Origin of the sequence: Mesorhizobium sp. M1142 (assembly GCF_040318565.1) — a bacterium.
In the GTDB taxonomy this organism is placed as follows: Bacteria; Pseudomonadota; Alphaproteobacteria; order Rhizobiales; family Rhizobiaceae; genus Mesorhizobium.
Genome location: NZ_JAMYMK010000042.1, coordinates 1 through 15,937 on the forward strand (window position 1 = coordinate 1; position 15,937 = coordinate 15,937).

10 protein-coding genes and 4 pseudogenes are annotated in these 15,937 nt (G+C 56.8%); 12 read left to right on the top strand and 2 right to left on the bottom strand.

What is annotated here, in order from left to right; genetic code table 11:
* Positions 1 to 137 precede the first annotated feature (137 nt).
* The 4 genes from NKH42_RS30225 to NKH42_RS30240 are packed head-to-tail and all read left to right on the top strand — an operon-like array spanning position 138 to position 5,449.
* Complete coding sequence (locus NKH42_RS30225) at positions 138 to 1,988, top strand: ABC transporter ATP-binding protein (RefSeq protein WP_352974766.1); 1,851 nt, start codon at positions 138 to 140, stop codon at positions 1,986 to 1,988.
* A gap of 37 nt (positions 1,989 to 2,025) precedes the next feature.
* Positions 2,026 to 3,621, top strand: coding sequence for an ABC transporter substrate-binding protein (locus NKH42_RS30230; protein ID WP_352974754.1), 1,596 nt, complete (start codon positions 2,026 to 2,028; stop codon positions 3,619 to 3,621).
* A 28-nt stretch (positions 3,622 to 3,649) separates the two neighbouring features.
* Complete coding sequence (locus NKH42_RS30235) at positions 3,650 to 4,594, top strand: ABC transporter permease (RefSeq protein ID WP_352974755.1); 945 nt, start codon at positions 3,650 to 3,652, stop codon at positions 4,592 to 4,594.
* A 12-nt stretch (positions 4,595 to 4,606) separates the two neighbouring features.
* Entirely contained in the window at positions 4,607 to 5,449 is an 843-nt protein-coding gene (locus tag NKH42_RS30240) for an ABC transporter permease (protein ID WP_352974757.1), read from the top strand.
* A 55-nt stretch (positions 5,450 to 5,504) separates the two neighbouring features.
* Here NKH42_RS30240 and NKH42_RS30245 read toward each other — a convergent pair whose 3' ends face one another.
* Positions 5,505 to 6,212 (bottom strand): GntR family transcriptional regulator, encoded by a 708-nt coding sequence (locus NKH42_RS30245; protein ID WP_352974758.1) that lies wholly within the window; start codon positions 6,210 to 6,212, stop codon positions 5,505 to 5,507.
* 160 nt (positions 6,213 to 6,372) lie between these two features.
* On the opposite strand from NKH42_RS30245, the gene NKH42_RS30250 reads away from it, so the two are divergent.
* The 6 genes and pseudogenes from NKH42_RS30250 to NKH42_RS30275 all read left to right on the top strand — a co-directional run bounded on the left by NKH42_RS30250 (position 6,373) and on the right by NKH42_RS30275 (position 13,240).
* Positions 6,373 to 7,281: a dihydrodipicolinate synthase family protein gene (locus NKH42_RS30250; protein WP_352974759.1), complete on the top strand. Its 909-nt coding sequence runs from the start codon at positions 6,373 to 6,375 to the stop codon at positions 7,279 to 7,281.
* A gap of 228 nt (positions 7,282 to 7,509) precedes the next feature.
* Entirely contained in the window at positions 7,510 to 9,135 is a 1,626-nt protein-coding gene (locus tag NKH42_RS30255) for a M81 family metallopeptidase (protein WP_352974760.1), read from the top strand.
* 346 nt (positions 9,136 to 9,481) lie between these two features.
* Positions 9,482 to 9,987, top strand: a pseudogene (locus tag NKH42_RS30260) (transposase); the annotation flags it as partial.
* A 162-nt stretch (positions 9,988 to 10,149) separates the two neighbouring features.
* Positions 10,150 to 11,370: pseudogene (locus NKH42_RS30265) on the top strand (ATP-grasp domain-containing protein).
* A gap of 114 nt (positions 11,371 to 11,484) precedes the next feature.
* Positions 11,485 to 12,375 carry a glutamate 5-kinase gene (gene proB, locus NKH42_RS30270; protein WP_352974762.1) on the top strand — a complete coding sequence of 297 codons (891 nt, stop codon included), beginning with the start codon at positions 11,485 to 11,487 and terminating at the stop codon, positions 12,373 to 12,375.
* Between the two features lie 271 nt (positions 12,376 to 12,646).
* Entirely contained in the window at positions 12,647 to 13,240 is a 594-nt protein-coding gene (locus NKH42_RS30275) for a GntR family transcriptional regulator (RefSeq protein ID WP_352974763.1), read from the top strand.
* A 511-nt stretch (positions 13,241 to 13,751) separates the two neighbouring features.
* Here NKH42_RS30275 and NKH42_RS30280 read toward each other — a convergent pair.
* Positions 13,752 to 13,931 (bottom strand): annotated as a pseudogene (locus NKH42_RS30280) (IS3 family transposase); the annotation flags it as partial.
* Between the two features lie 212 nt (positions 13,932 to 14,143).
* Here NKH42_RS30280 and istA point away from each other — a divergent pair.
* Both istA and NKH42_RS30290 read left to right on the top strand, forming a co-directional pair.
* A pseudogene (istA, locus tag NKH42_RS30285) lies at positions 14,144 to 15,406 on the top strand (IS21 family transposase).
* Positions 15,403 to 15,937 (top strand): ATP-binding protein (locus NKH42_RS30290; protein WP_352974764.1); only part of this gene is annotated, 535 nt, incomplete at its 3' end. The pseudogene istA and the gene NKH42_RS30290, both read left to right, overlap by 4 nt.

The window sequence follows — 15,937 nt, forward strand, 5'->3', positions numbered from 1 at the left end:
AAACGATGTCCGCAAGATATTGGGATTGAACTGGCTGCGTGTTTTCCGAGAAGTCTGGGGAGAGTGATCTTGTGGCTTTGAACCTGGAAGACCTCCGCAAGCCTGGACCTACACTTCTCGCGGTGCCTAAACACCAGATGACTCCTCCCATCCTTTCAGTTTCTCATTTGGTCACCTCCTTCAGGGTGGGAGGCCGTTGGAACCCCGTTGTGAATGACGTGTCGTTCGAGATCGGCGCGAGGGAGACTGTCGCTGTCGTTGGCGAATCCGGATCCGGCAAGAGCGTGACTGCGCTCTCGATCATGCGGCTCAACTCCGAGCGGTCGAGCGAGGTCAAAGGGTCAATTAAGCTCGAGGGCAAGGAACTGCTCACCCTGCCGGATGCCGAGATGCGCCGTATCCGCGGTAACGAAATTGCCATGATCTTCCAGGAACCGATGACTTCACTGAATCCGGTGTTGACCATTGGCTTTCAGATCGCCGAGGCGCTGATCCTGCATCGGGGCATATCACGGTCCGAGGCCGAGGCGGAGACCATTCGGCTCCTGGATAAGGTGCGCATCCCAGCCGCGAAGGCGCGCTTGCACGAATATCCAGACCGGTTCTCGGGCGGCATGCGTCAACGCGTGATGATCGCGATGGCACTAGCGTGCCAGCCGAAGCTGCTAATCGCTGATGAGCCGACGACGGCGCTTGATGTGACGATTCAGGCGCAGATCCTGGATCTGATCAAGGAGCTGCAGGAGGAGGAGGGCATGTCTGTTCTCTTCATCACGCACGATATGGGCGTCGTCGCCGAGATAGCCGACCGCACGGTGGTTATGTACAACGGCCAAGTGGTCGAGGCCGCACCGACCGAGGATATTTTCAACAGCCCCGAACACCCCTATACGCGATCGCTGCTCGCGGCCGTTCCAAAACTCGGCTCGATGAAAGGCCGAAGGCGGCCCATGCGCTTCCCGGTCGTCGACCGCGCGACTGGCCAATCCGACCTGCCGGCCGAGGTGCCGGATACCATCAAGGAGGCCGAGCGTCCCGTGCTAGAGGTCGCCGGCTTGACCAAACGCTTCGAAATCCGTTCGGGTTTGTTCTCTTCGGTTAAGGGGCGGGTCTACGCGGTTGAGAATGTATCTTTCAGCGTCAAGAGCGGCGAAACCTTGGCACTGGTCGGTGAGTCAGGCTGTGGTAAGTCGACGACCGGCCGCACGGTGATGCGCTTGACCGAGCCGCTCTCCGGCTCGATTTTGCTCGACGGCATCGATCTTCTTAGTCTTAACCAACATGAATTGCGCAAGAAGCGTAATCGCATGCAGATGATCTTCCAGGATCCGTTCGCATCGCTCAATCCGCGCATGAACGTCGGCACCGCGATCATCGAGCCGCTGCTGATTAATAAAGGCGCCAGCCGTTCGGAAGCACGCGACCGGGTCGTCGACCTCCTGCAGCGGGTTGGTCTTTCGCCCGACATGGTCAACCGCTTTCCGCATGAGTTCTCAGGGGGGCAGCGCCAGCGCATCTGCATTGCGCGTGCGCTTGCGCTCGAGCCGCGGCTCATAGTGGCAGACGAGGCGGTCTCGGCGCTCGATGTTTCGATTAAGGCGCAGGTCGTCAACTTGATGTTGGATCTGCAGGCCCGCATGGGGCTCGCCTATCTGTTCATCTCGCATGACATGGCGGTGGTCGAGCGCGTCAGCCACCGCGTCGCTGTCATGTATCTCGGAGAGATCGTTGAGATCGGCCCGCGCGAAGCGATTTTCCAGAATCCGCAGCATCCATACACGAAACGGCTGCTCGCAGCAGTGCCGATCGCCGATCCGGCACGGCGCCTGCAGAAGCGTCCGCTCATCAATGACGAAATCAAGAGCCCCGTACGGCCTGCGAACTATGTTCCGCCCGTGCGCCAGTATCGCGAGGTCTCGCCCGGCCACACCGTCATGATTTGGGATTCAGAATGGGACAAGAAGGGAGCGCCGGCCGTCGCTGCCTGACGTCGTTGTGCACGGCCAGAAAAAGGGGAACTAAAAAATGAAAATGAGCACCAATAGCAGCAAGAGCGTCTGTAAGAAGGCAATACTTTCGTCGGTATTTGCAGGGATCTTTTTCGCCAGTACGGCAATGGCGGATACGCTCCGCGTCATTGCCGACGGTGATCTCAAAACCATAGATCCCATAGTGACGACGTCGGGCACGACCTTAGTTCATGCCTATCTGATCTACGACAAATTGTTCGAGTTCGATAAAGACGGAATCGCCCGTCCCCAGCTGGCTGATAAAGTCGACATTAGTGCCGACAAAAAAAGCTATAGGATCACGCTTCGGAAGGGTCTGAAATTCTCCGACGGAGGCCCAATTACGACTGACGACGTTATCCAGTCCCTGAAGCGGTGGGCCTCCCGCGACCAGACTGGGCAGCTATTGGCTGCCAGGCTCAAGGAGATGACGAAAGTCGATGATCTGACATTTCGCATTGAGCTGAGCCAGGCGTTCGATGTTCCAGCTGCGCTTGCCGGTATCACGGGCAACCCTGCTTTCATCATGCCCAAGCGGGTTGCTTCCTTGCCGCCAACAGACCAACTCACCGATACCACCGGATCCGGGCCTTATGAGTTTGATATTTCCTTATGGAAGCCAGGGCAGACGCGCATCTATACCAAAAATCCCAATTACATCCCGAGGACCGATCCTCCGAGCTTCTTTGCCGGCAAGAAAGAGGCAACGTTTGACAAAATTGAAATGGCCTACGTACCCGATGCCAACACCGCAATGGCAGAGATGCTGACTGGGCAGCAAGATATCTGGGCAGCTCCTCCGCTGGATAACGCTCTGGCCTTGCGAGACAATCCAGACCTCGTTGTCGCGAAAGGATATGCGGCGCAGAGCCTAATCGTCCTCAATCACGTGGTGCCTCCGTTCGATAACGTGAAGGCGCGAGAGGCGCTTACCTATTTGATTGACCAGACCGAGATCAATCGCGCCTCCGTAGGCGACGAACAATTCTGGCAGACCTGCTATGCTTATTTGACTTGCAAGGGGAAGTACGGTGACGAGTCCGCCTATACTGGCCACAAGGGTCCAGCCGATTATGGCAAGGCGAAAAAGCTCCTCGAAGAAGCCGGCTACAATGGAAAGCCGATCGTCATCCTCGATCCGACCGATTGGTCTGAAGCCCACGCAAGGGCGCTGTATTTGGGGCAGCAACTAAGAAAGGCAGGGGCTGAGGTCGACCTTCAGGCAATGGACTGGTCGACGCTCACGTCGCGCCGTACCACTAAGGCGCCGGCTTCGGAAGGCGGCTGGAACCTCTTCCCCAACATCATGGAAGGCCAGCCAGCTTCCTCTCCGCTTACACATCTGATGCTTGCCTCTAACTGTGACAAGGCCTGGTTCGGTTGGCCTTGCGACAAAAAGATCGAGGAGTTGCGGGCGGCATTCATCAGCGCAGTCGACGAGAACGACAAGAAGAAGATCGCCGGTGAACTGCAGGCGCGTGCGTCGGTCTATCTGCCGTTCATCATGACAGGAGAGAATACTGGGGCCGTCGTCTACAGAGCCGAGCTCGAAGGGTTTAATCCTGAAACGGCTGAAATGTATTTCTGGAATATCCGGCGAAAAGGCAAGTAGCGCGCCGATCCGCGGCCCTGAGGTTATCATGATCAGGTATCTCATCACCAGAATGCTTTCCATCATACCAGTGATGGGGGTCGTGACCGCCGTTGTCTTCGGGCTGACCTATCTGAGTCCTGGGGATGCTGCGGTTGTGCTGGCGGGCGACTATGCGTCGCCCGCCCAGATCGCCGCTATTCGAGAGCGGCTTCACCTGGACGCTCCAATTATACCCCAGTACTTTCATTGGCTGGGGAACGTCTTGCGGGGCGATCTCGGAAATTCGATCTTTTCCGAACAGCCGGTATTGAGTCTCATCCTATCGCGAGTCGAACCGACAATCATTCTGGCCATCGCAGCAACGCTGGTCTCAGTTGTGATTGCTGTGCCACTGGGACTGCTGGCTGCCCGGAAAAGGGGCGGTATCGCCGATCAACTGGTATCGTTCTTCGGTATCGCTGGAACTGCAATACCCGCCTTCCTGATTGGCTATTTGCTGATTTTTACATTCGGGGTGTACTTTGGATCAATGCCCATCTCCGGGTTTCCTGGGCTCGAAAGCGGAGCATGGGATGTCTTGATACATGTGCTCCTGCCGGCGACCATGTTGGGATTTGCGCAGACCGCGCTGATAACTCGGATCACGAGAGCGAGTGCGATCGAGGTCCTTAACCAGGACTTCATTCGGGTTGCGCGCGCGAAAGGCCTGGATGAGTTCACAATTATCATGCGGCACTGCCTTAGGCTCATCGCCGTGCCTCTCGTCACGATAGTTGGAATGTCCTTTGCCTATATGCTTGGTGGCGTGGTGATAACCGAGACAGTGTTTGCCATCCCCGGAGTTGGACGGCTCCTGGTCGATGCCATTCAACACAAGGATGTCCCGGTGATCCAGGGTGTCTTGCTAATTAGCTCTGTTGTATATGTTCTGATAAATTTACTCGTAGACCTATCATACCTGTTGATCGACCCGCGAATTAAATATACTTAAGGAGGTTCGGCGATGACCTTTTCCCTCTCGTTGCGACAAAAAAAGCGCTTGCCGACTCCTTTGCTGGCGGCCTCGATTTTCATGCTCGTGGTTTTGTTGGTGTCTTTTTTAGCGCCAATCCTAACGAGCGTTAACCCCTCATCCATGAGCCCGGATGCCAGGCTAAAGCCGTCTAGCTATGGTCATTTACTGGGCACCGATATGTTCGGGCGCGACATTCTCGCGCGTGCGCTTTACGGCGGGCAGATTTCGCTCGTCATCGGGGCTGCTACAGCGGCTCTAGCGACGACGATCGGTACGATACTGGGCCTTGTCGCCGGAGCCGGCCAACTCTCGGACAAGATCTTGATGCGGATCATGGACGGCATGATGGCTATACCGGGAATCCTGCTTGCGATTGCCTTGGCGACGATCTTTGGTGGCGGGATCTTGACTGTGATCGTAGCTTTGGCGATCCCCGAAGTGCCGGGTGTCGCGCGCCTGGCTCGAAGCTTGACGCTGACACTGCGTGAGCAGGTTTTCGTTGAGGCAGCTCGGTCCTACGGCGCTGGGCCTCTGCGTATTCTGTTCAAGTACATTCTGCCGAACGCATTGGCGCCGATCGCAGTGCAAGCCACCTATATCTGCGGCGTGGCGATCCTCTATGAGGCTTATCTCAGTTTTGTGGGCGTTGGCGTTCCACCCGAGCATCCGAGTTGGGGCAACATTGTTGCCGAGGGGCGGTCCTTTGCCTTGATCGCCCCACATATGATTCTTTATCCAAGCGTGCTTATTGCGGTAGTCGTGCTCGCAATCAATTTGATAGGCGATGGAGCACGAGACATGCTCGATCCGCGATTCGCTTTGCCTGACTGAGTGTCTCGGGAGAAATGTCAAATCATGCGGCGCTCTTGACCTCCGTGAGGTGCGATTATACAGCGGTGTCGCTCACTCGGCGCTTATTGAGCGCTTCCAGAAGGTTATGGCCAGCCCGGATTATGTGCCCTCGCATAAACTCCACGACTTGGCGGTCGCGTTCTTTGCACATGCTCAGAATTTGGCGATGTTCGCGCTCTGCTTCTTCGAAGCCCGAAGTCAAAAGTAGCTGAATCCTGATATATCGATCAATCTGGACATTGATGCCTTGGAGAATGGCGAGTGTCTGAATGCGTCCCGCGGGCCGATAGAGACTGCGGTGAAACTCCCAGTTCAAAGCGCCTACCCTGGCAATGTCCCGCTTGTGATATGCCTCTTCGAGTCGCTTGAGAATTTGCGCGGAGTGAGCCAAGTCTTCGGCCGAGAGATGCTCCAGAGAGCGGCTCAGAATATCGCATTCCAGCGTTGCCCGAAGTTCGAACAATTCCATGATCTGTTCGGATGGCAGTGTCGATACAATCGCACCCTTGTGAATCTTGGAAACAATCAACCCGGCTGCTTCCAATTGGCGAAATGCCTCGCGCACAGGCATTCGGCTGCACTCGTATTCAGCTGCGATCGCTTCTTGTATGAGGGGCTCTCCCTCTTTGAACTCGCCACTGAGAATGCGTTCCCGCAAAGACTCCGACAGCGCCTCTGGTAGGCTCTGCCTCTGAAGACGGTATTTCGAGTGCTGCTTCTTCTGTTCTAGCATCTTGTCCATCGTTTTTTGGATCCAAAACCCAAATTTGAAAAGCTCACTTTTCGCTGATGCGAATGGCCTGGTGGGAAGGTAACCCAAAAAACAGTGATCTCAAAGGGTAGACATGCCATTTGTCATCATGTAGATTGGATCCAGTTGGATCGCATATGGATGGAGAACTATGGTAAAATGGGCCGGTGTATTCCCCGCAGTGACGACAAAGCTCACAAGAGATGGCGAGGTTGACCTGCGGGCGACGAACGACAGCCTTGACCGTCTCGTTAAGGCAGGCGTTTCCGGTGTCATTGTGCTCCCGATGCTCGGCGAAAACGCTTCGATGTCGCTGAAGGATCGTGAGGACATCATCCGCAGTGCTGTCGAAGCGGTAGCCGGTCGTGTTCCGGTGCTCTCCGGGCTTGCAGAAATCACACTCGACAATGCGAAGGCCAACGCCAAGCTCTACGAATCCTTCGGCGCCCAGGGCCTAATGGTATTCCCAAGTCTCGGCTACAAGACCGACGATCGTGAAACGGTAGAGTGGTACAAGGGGGTCGCTAGCGCGTCGTCGCTGCCGATCATGATCTACAACAACCCCATCGCCTACGGCGTCGACTGCACAGTCGACGTTCTCAAGCAACTCGTCGACACTGCGGAAATCGTCTGCGTTAAGGAAGAAACCGGCGATATTCGTCGCGTCACCGACATGTATGTCGAACTCGGCGACCGCTTCAGCATCTTCTGCGGCGTCGACGATCTTATTGTCGAAAGTTGCGCGCTAGGCGTCACCGGCTGGGTGTCGGGCATGACCAACGTTTGGCCATCCGAATGCGTCGAGCTCTTCAACCTCTGCGCCCAAAACAAATATGAGGAAGCGCGCGCGCTTTACCACATCCTGACGCCGTCCTTCCATCTCGACACCCACGTCAAGCTGGTTCAGTACATCAAGCTTGCCGAAAACCTCGTCTACGGCGCCCCGGAATGGACGCGTGCACCACGCTTGCCGCTCGTCGGCGAAGAGCGTGAGTTCGTCATATCGACCATTCAGCTAGCAGTCGAGACTTTGTCCAAGCGGGTGAAGAAGGCCGCCTGATTTAGGAGCGGCAGGCAACTGGTGCGCCGCAATGACCGATCGAGCATAGCACAAGGGTTGTTCGCTTCGGGTCGGGGTGTCTGTAATCGACTACCAGCAGCCTAGCGCCGCAGAAGATACTGTTCCCGGACGTTGCCGAGTAAGCCTCCATTCGTGATTAAGGGCGGGCAAGTCTCATCCGGCATGCCGTTACCGCGACACCAGTTTTGAGGATCATGACGTCCGCTCGTGGCCGCTCGTTCGGAAGACAGCAATTGGAAGTTCAAAGGTCAAGAGATGGTTCATTCAACGCCGACAATCTTCGCCAGCTCTAAATCGGGCCGCCCCCGAGTAGCTATCGCTGGTTTTCAACACGAAACCAACACGTTTGCCCCGTTCGGCGCCTCCTTTGACGACTTTGTTCGGGCCGACGGCTGGCCTGCTATTACGTTCGGTGCGGCCATTTTCGATGTTTTTCCTGCGATCGAAATTCCCATCGGTGGTTTCATCGGCGCTGCGAAGGATACTTATGAATTGATACCTCTGGTCTGGGCCGCTGCGGAGCCGAGCAGCTTCGTCTCAGATGACGCGTTTGAGCGAATTGCAGGAATGATTTGCGATGGGATCACTGCCGCTGGTGCTCTCGACGCCATCTATCTAGACCTGCATGGCGCGATGGTCGTCGAATCTTACCAGGACGGGGAAGGTGAATTGTTGAGGCGCGTGCGAGAAATCGTCGGCCGAGATATTCCCATCGTGATCAGCTTGGACTTTCATGCCAACGTCACCGAGGCCATGGTCGAGCTATCCGACGGTATTACTATTTTCCGCACTTACCCTCACATAGACATGGCTGATAGTGGCAGGCGCGCCTTCGATTTACTGGAGCAGCGCATTCGCCACGGGAGGCCCTTCATCAAAGCGTTCCGGAAGGCGCCATTCCTGATCCCGCTGCCTGCCCAGTGTACTGATCTAGAGCCATGCCTATCGCTGTATGCTGGGCTGCCGGAACGGGTCAGAGGAGCAGTTCTAAACGCAGACGTCGCGCTGGGCTTTCCGTTGGCTGATATTCGCGAGTGCGGGCCAGCAGTTGTCGCTTATGGGGTCGATGAGGCGGCAGTCGCAAACGCGGCAGATATGCAACTGAACGATATACTGGAGGCTGAAGAAAGATTCCATATGTCGCTTCTGGATGTAAAGGAAGCTGTCGAATATGCTGCTCGCAACGGGCGCAAAGGTTCACTGATTGTCCTTGCCGATGTGCAGGACAACCCTGGCTGTGGAGGAACGTCGGATACCATCGGGCTTCTAAAGGGTATGGTAGAGGGCGGCCTTCGAAATAGTGTGCTTGGCTTGCTTTGGGATCCAGAAGCGGCTGAAACAGCCCACGTTGCGGGTTTGGGCGCTGAACTCAATGTGCGACTTGGTGGACGCTACGGGTACGATTCGGAACCATATGACGTTAGAGTTCGTGTGGAAGCGCTTTCCGATGGAGTGTTCACGGCTAATGGGGCATGCCTAGGCGGTGTGCAAGTACATCTTGGGCGCATGGCACGCTTGCTCATCCTTGACTCTGGATCGAGCGTACAGGTCGTCGTAGCAAGTGTCCGCTTTCAGTGTCTCGATCAGGATCTGTTTCGCGCGGTTGGGATAGAGCCGAGCAAACAGTCGGTTGTGGCAGTCAAAAGCGCAGTTCACTTCCGTGCCGACTTCGCACCCATCGCTGAAGAGATTCTTACGGTGCAGTCCCCTGGAGCGCATTGGTGCCGGAATGACACCCTTGGCTATAAGAACCTGCGCGACGGCGTACGCAGCATGCCGATCTCGATGGCCAGTCAGCGGAGTGAGTTTCATGTTGCCGAGAAGCTAGAGTAACAACTTTAGATCCGGGCTCGCAAAATCAGTCTATTCCACAGCAACCGGCCAAACGGCGCTGTGGTCAGGCGACAGCGTCGATCTCGCCCCCCTGCGGGGCGCTATTCGAAAGCCCATGCAAACCTACACTCGGGGGCGCTTCTCGCCCCTGCTCCTACAGCGCGATCCGCCCAAAGCTGCCCATAAAGGGAGAGGTGCCGTGCCCGGCCAAATCCACCAATCCATCAATCCACCTGGGTGGCTGCGCGCGAGCGCGCCGTTGGTGGCGAGTGAGCGGCGTGTCGTGAATATCGGCACTTTCCGTTGGGTTGGTTGTTGAAGCTGACCCATTTCGGAAGGAGAGAACGAGAAGGCACTGACCGCCGTTTCCAGGAAGCCTACGTGCAAGGCATCTCGACATATTCGGTTGACGACCTAGTCAAGGGTCAGGGCCAAGGCGGATGAGTGGCATCTCCAAGAGCCAGGTCTGTCGGCTGCGCGAGGAGATCGACGCCTTCCTCGAGCGGTCGAGAGGGCTATTGGGCCCATACCTGATGATCGACGCCACCTACCTGAAGGGCCGCCGCGGCTGGCGGATCGTCTCGGTCGCAGTCATCCTCGCCCGTCGGCGTCAATGCGGACGGCCGGCGCGAGGCCGAGCCGAACTGGACGGAGTTCATCGCAAGGTGAGACCTCGCGGCCTGCGCGGCATCAAGCTCAGGAAGGCATAAGGGCAGCCGTTAGCAAAGTGCAGTGCGCGACAAGGCATAGGAGCGGGTCCACTTCACGAGGAAGGTACCGGCCCATGCCGGCAAAAGCGGCCGCAGGGTTGTGTCAGCCAACACTGCCATCCTTTTCGCCCAGGATCCAGCACGCCGTATTAACCGCTGTTTACAATAAATTCACACAACTTCACGACCGCAAATCGCCGACGATGATATTTTCGCGACAGGTCTGAGACTAGGCGCGTCAAAAAGCCTGACGTCGACTCCGTTTTGGACCGAGGCACGGCATACTACTCGGGATCAAAGGCTAATGGCCAAAAGAGTGCTTATCCTGGTTGAAGGCTCGAGGACAGGTCGGTTGTACATCCAGGCGGCCCAGCGTCTTGGCCTGCATCCGATTACCCTGTCGGCTGATCCAGCTCAGTACGACTATATTGCGGCGGAAGGGGCTGAGGCGATCCGTATCGGTACAGACGATCTCGATCCCTTGATCGGCGAATGTTCCCGGCTGGTACGACCAATGACATTGCCGGAATTACGTGTGCCAAGGAGTCGGTCTATGCGACAGTTGGCAAGCTCTGCCGGAATTTCGATCTGCCGGGACCAAACCCTTCGATTGAACAATGTTGCGACAAATTCACCCAACGTCAGCTGCTCGCGGAGGCCGGCGTTCCAATACCGCTTTGTCGCTTGGCAACGAATGCGGTGAACATCGAAAGCTGTGCCGCTGAAATTGAGCTCCCGGTAATTCTTAAGCCAGCAGTAGGCGTCGGTAGCACCGGTGTCCGATTATGCCGCAACGTCGATGAGTTTGCCGAACACACGACCTATCTGTTGGGCGGGAAGCACAGTTGGCAATCTTCGCCGCGAATACTGGTCGAAGAATTCGCACAGGGCCCATACTATAGCACCGAGATAATGGGGGATGAGGTCATCGGGATTTGCGCCGGTGAGTTCGGCCCCGAACCGTATTTCGTGTTTCGTGAATTCACACTACCGCCTTACTGACTGATGAAGAGCAAGAGCGGATAGTCGATGCCTCGCTGAGCTGTTTGCGCGCTCTCGGCCTTGGTTGGGGGCCAACCTGCATAGAATTCCGGTGGACGAGGCGTGGCCCGATCGTCATTGAAGTTAGTCCGCGTCTTGGTGGCGCGCCCGGTCCTCAACTGGTTCAGCTGACTTACGGGCTCGATCTCGTCACCGAGCACATCAAGCTTGTCATCGGCGAGGAATGGAGCCTGCGCAAAAGGCATTCGCAGGTTGCGGCTGCGCAATTCCTGGTTCCTGATCGCGATGGCACCCTCGATTGGATCGACGGCGACAATCGGGCATACCAGGCGTCGCCGAGGTTGAATTCTATATTGGACCCAATACGCCGATCGTCAGGAAGGCGATCACCGGGACTGGATCGGACATCTTATCGCCGCCTCAGCTTAGCTGCGCTCTAACCGAAGCGACACTTCAGCGTGCCGTTGATCTAATCGATTGGTCGATCGCATCATTTCCGACCCTGGCGAATAGAAATTATTAGCGGCCCTCAACTTTCCGCACTAGGGGCAGCGCGGCGTCAGATTGGTAGGTAATCGCCGTCCGCACTTGATGCAATTGAGAGCGAGAGAGACGCAAGTCGACGAGATGCCGAACCTTGTTCCTGACCGCTCGCGCAACTAAACGCTGTAGAATGCAAGAAGAGATTAGAGAGAAATGTCTTGCGACGAGGAGGGATCAATCGCTTTCGGCTCGCCGGCTGATCGTGAAGATTGGCTCGGCAGTCGTTGCCGATATAGAGACCGGAGAGGTGCGCGATCCTTGGCTTGAAACGTTGATAAAGGATGTCGCACGACTTTTCTCACGCGGCCAACAGGTGATCATCGTCACCTCCGGTGCTGTCGCACTTGGATCACCTCACTTCAGGCAGTTGGACAGATCTTTGCGAATTGAGGAGAAGCAAGCAGCCGCTGCGATTGGTCAGGTTAGAGTGATGCTTGCTTATGAACAGAGTTTGAAGCGCCATGGATTTGGCCTGGGGCAGGTGTTATTGACCGGCGCAGATCTAGACAGCCAGCGGTGCCGCCTCAATGCGCGGTCCGCGTTTCAACAACTTCTCAAAGTTGGCGCTATACCCGTCATCAACGAGAACGACGCGACCGCAACGGCCGAGATCTGTCTTGGCGACAATGATCGGTTGGCGGCACGGGTCGCGCAAATTGCGAAGGCCGACATTCTCATTCTGCTTTCCGATATAGATGGCCTCTTCACCGAAGATCCACACGACAACCCGTTGGCTCGTATCATCCCAGAGGTGCGGTGCATTACCCCGGAGATAGAAACCATGGCCGGCCTTTCCCCCGGGCGCTATGGTTCAGGCGGTATGGTGACAAAGTTCATGGCAGCAAGGATGGCCATGGACGCGGGCTGCAACGTGGTCATTGCGAAAGGAAAGAAATCTTACCCGCTCGCCGCCATCGAGAACGGTGCGCCATCAACATGGTTTATTCCGCTCGCCAAGGAGACAGCAGCACACGGAGGCCGTTGAAGAAATCCCCCGTTTGAATTGCTCGGGCGATCATCGTTTGGGAGAGCGCCTGCAATGCTGAGAGGCAGCCAGCTCCAGCAGTGACTACCGCCTTGGTGGTAATGACCCAGTGGAGGTCAGTCCCCCCTTGATACAACATGGAGTCAGGTCACCACTTATTTACAACAAACGATGTGATACCCATTCGAACCAAAAGCATCCACGAAGAGGGACTGAGAGTTGGCAAATTCCATCAAGCCGAATTCCAATCAGACGACAAAGTGTACCTGAAATGCTCGTTGAGGCTTTGCGGGAGCGCATTCTTAGCGGTGAAATCCGGGACGGCGACTCCCTCGTGCAGGAGACTATCGCAGAAGATTATGAGGTGAGCCGAGTGCCAGTTCGCGAGGCGCTCCGACAATTGGAGGCGCAAGGACTGGTCTCCTTCAGAATGCATAAAGGCGCCGTCGCCATTTCAGCGAAGCGCGAGACAGTTATCGAACTGCTAGACCTCCGGATTCTTTTAGAGTGCGATATTCTATCATATGCATTGCCACGTTATAAGAAATCAGACCTATCGGCCGCAGAGGAGACTCTCGATGAACTTGAGACGACTTGTCACGACAATCCTAAACGCGGAGAGATGAATTGGAAGTTCCATAAATGCCTATACATTCCTTCTAACCGTTCAGAAACATTGTCGATTGTTGAAAAAACGCACCTACGCTCCAGCCACCTCGTTCGACTACCCCTTGTAGCATCTGGTCGGATTCATGCTGCTGACAAGGAGCATCGCGAGCTTCTAAGCCTGTGCGCTGAGTGCAATTCCGCCGCAGTAGACTATCTTCGTGGTCATATATATAGTGTTATCAAGTCGTTGGCCTAAGCAACAAGCAACTATTAGGTCTCTGCACGCGGCTCAGGCCAACTTGAATGGTTGACGTCCACCCTGTCTGTCCCTGGATGAATTCACTTGTTGTGAATTTCCGGAGCGGAAATGTCTGATAACAGCATTTGTAATGTGTGATAGCAACATTTATGCTGTTATTCCCAGTTTATATGGATTTTACGGTATTTGTTCGCTTACAATGCTGGCATGTCGGTCGTTGCGAGAGTCGCGGGCGGCCACTGCTGTCTCGACCTCGTGGAAAATGTCCGCGACGGCAGGCCGTTCGCCAGCGCACGCCTTACCGAGCCATGCTTAGATCTGGAACACCACCGCAAACCTCAGGGTACCTGACAACATCACTCCGATCTATAGGCACGCCTATGCCTGATGATAGTTTAGCGACGACCTGCTGCAATTTCACTTCCACGCGCCGAGCGAACTCTTGTGGAAGGCAAGTCCTTCCCATGAAGGCGCACTTCGTCCATAAGAATTACCTGCCACTGAACTTTCATCCAGTGGCGATTAGAGCCTCGGCCGTTTCTGTTACGCCGTATGGCGCGGTTGGAGCAAGCGGCGGAGACGCGAAGCCTTCATTGAGCGCAGCGTCGGGGCCGGTTGCGGCGAGGGTTCCGGCGAAGGCCGCCGGGGTCTGGTAGCCGAGCGAGGAATGCGGCCTCGTGAGGTTGAACAACACGACGAGAGAACGCCCACGGGACGACACTGCTGCAGGACGCGACGGCCAATTCCCCACGCCATGTCGATGCCGGCTCAATACTCCCCAGAAGTGCCGTTTGAATCTTCCCCAGTTTAGCGCTGTCGCCGGTCTTCCGGAGCGCGCTCCGGGAGACCGGCGGCGCGTGATCGTTGATGCTTCTCCTGATGGTCGGGAGAGGGATTTCGGTGATCAAGATCGGGGAGATGATGATGATACTGGATTTGCATCGGCAGGGCCTGTCGGTGTCGGCGATCGCCAGGGAGAGCGGGATCGACCGCAAGACGGTGCGCAAATACATTGCGCGCGGGCTCGAGGCTCCGGCCTAACGGACCGCGCAAGCCGCGTCAGGCGGTGATCGATCCCTTCACAGCCTATCTTCGCGAACGGGTCACGCGATATCCCGGGCTCACCGGCAGCCGGCTTTTCCGCGAACTGAAGGACCTCGGCTATGGCGGCGGCTACACGGCCGTCACCGACTTCCTGCGCGACGTCCGTCCTGCCGCGGCGGAGCGTGGATACGAGGTTCGCTTCGAGACCCCGCCCGGCGAGCAGGCGCAGGTCGACTTCGCCCAGTTCAATGTCGTCTTTGCCGATGAGCCGACCACGCCGAGAATCGTCTGGCTATTCTCCATGGTGCTTGGCTTCAGTCGCCTTATCTGGGCACGCTTCGTCGTCCACCAGGATCTGCCGACTGTCTTGCGCTGCCATGCTGGGGCTTTCGAGGCGCTGGGCGGCGCTCCTCGCGAAGTGCTTTACGACCGTATGAAGACGGCTGTGATCGGCGAAGGCGATACCGGCGGCATCGTCTACAACCGTGCCCTCGTCGATCTTGCCCGCCACTATGGTTTCCATCCCAAGGCCTGCCGGCCTTACCGCGCCAAAACAAAAGGCAAGGTCGAGCGACCGTTCCGCTACATTCGCGAGGACTTCTTCCTGGCCCGGTCCTTTCGCAACCTCGAAGACTTGAATGCGCAGTTGCGTCACTGGCTGGACACGGTCGCAAACCCGAGGGTTCACGCCACCACAAGGCGTGTCGTCAACGAAGCTTTCGCCGAGGAGCGCGCAGCGCTGCGGCCGCTGCCTTTGGCTCCGTTCCGATCGGTCCTAAAGCTCGAGCGACGTATCAGCCGGGAGGGCATGGTCAGCGTCGGCGGCAATTTCTACAGCGTGCCCGACGCACCAGGCGCCGTGTCGTCGAGGTACACACGCTGGCCGAAGAGGTACGCATCTTCGAGGACGGCGCACTGATTGCCATCCATCCCATTCTAGAAGGTCGGCACCAGCGTCATGTCGAGCCCGGGCATCGCAACATCCACGTCCACAAGCGCCGACAAAGACTGAGGAACGACGAGGTCATCCTTCATGGCTCAGGCGACAGGGTCGCTCAGCGCCCGTTGGCCTTCTACGATGCCGTCGCCCGGGTGATGGCGAAGGAGCAGCGTCCATGACGAATGCGCTCGATACCACGCCATCCACAATCGACCGGATCCGCCACGATCTCGTCGGCCTGAAGATGCCACGAGCGCTCGAAGCGCTCGATCATATCGTGCGCCGGCTCGAGCAAGGCGAGATCGCCGCTCTCGAAGCCATGGACATCCTCCTTTCGGAAGAGTTGACCCTGCGCGAGAACAGCCGGATCAAGACGGCACTGCGCATGGGGCGTCTGGCCACGATCAAGACGCTCGCCGGCTTCGACTTCTCTTTCCAGCCCTCGCTCGACCGCGATCGAATCTTCACGCTCGCCCAACTCGGCTTCGTCGCCCGCTGCGAGGTCGTCCACTTCCTCGGCCCACCCGGCACAGGCAAGAGCCATCTGGCCATCGCACTTGCCGTCGAGGCTGTGAAGGCTGGAAAGAGCGTCTTTTTCTGCACGCTCGCCGAACTCATCGCCGCACTGGCAAGGGCCGAACGCGAAGGCCGCCTGCAGGAACGCATCCGCTTCTTCTGCCGGCCTGCTCTGCTCGTTGTCGATGAGATCG

Excerpts from the sequence above, each read along its gene's own strand:
- NKH42_RS30230 (WP_352974754.1), top strand. The coding sequence starts at position 2,026 with ATGAAAATGAGCACCAATAGCAGCAAGAGCGTCTGTAAGAAGGCAATA.
- NKH42_RS30235 (WP_352974755.1), top strand. The coding sequence starts at position 3,650 with ATGATCAGGTATCTCATCACCAGAATGCTTTCCATCATACCAGTGATG.
- NKH42_RS30240 (WP_352974757.1), top strand. The coding sequence starts at position 4,607 with ATGACCTTTTCCCTCTCGTTGCGACAAAAAAAGCGCTTGCCGACTCCT.
- NKH42_RS30225 (WP_352974766.1), top strand. The coding sequence starts at position 138 with ATGACTCCTCCCATCCTTTCAGTTTCTCATTTGGTCACCTCCTTCAGG.
- NKH42_RS30275 (WP_352974763.1), top strand. The coding sequence starts at position 12,647 with ATGCTCGTTGAGGCTTTGCGGGAGCGCATTCTTAGCGGTGAAATCCGG.
- NKH42_RS30245 (WP_352974758.1), bottom strand. The coding sequence starts at position 6,212 with ATGGACAAGATGCTAGAACAGAAGAAGCAGCACTCGAAATACCGTCTT.
- NKH42_RS30250 (WP_352974759.1), top strand. The coding sequence starts at position 6,373 with ATGGTAAAATGGGCCGGTGTATTCCCCGCAGTGACGACAAAGCTCACA.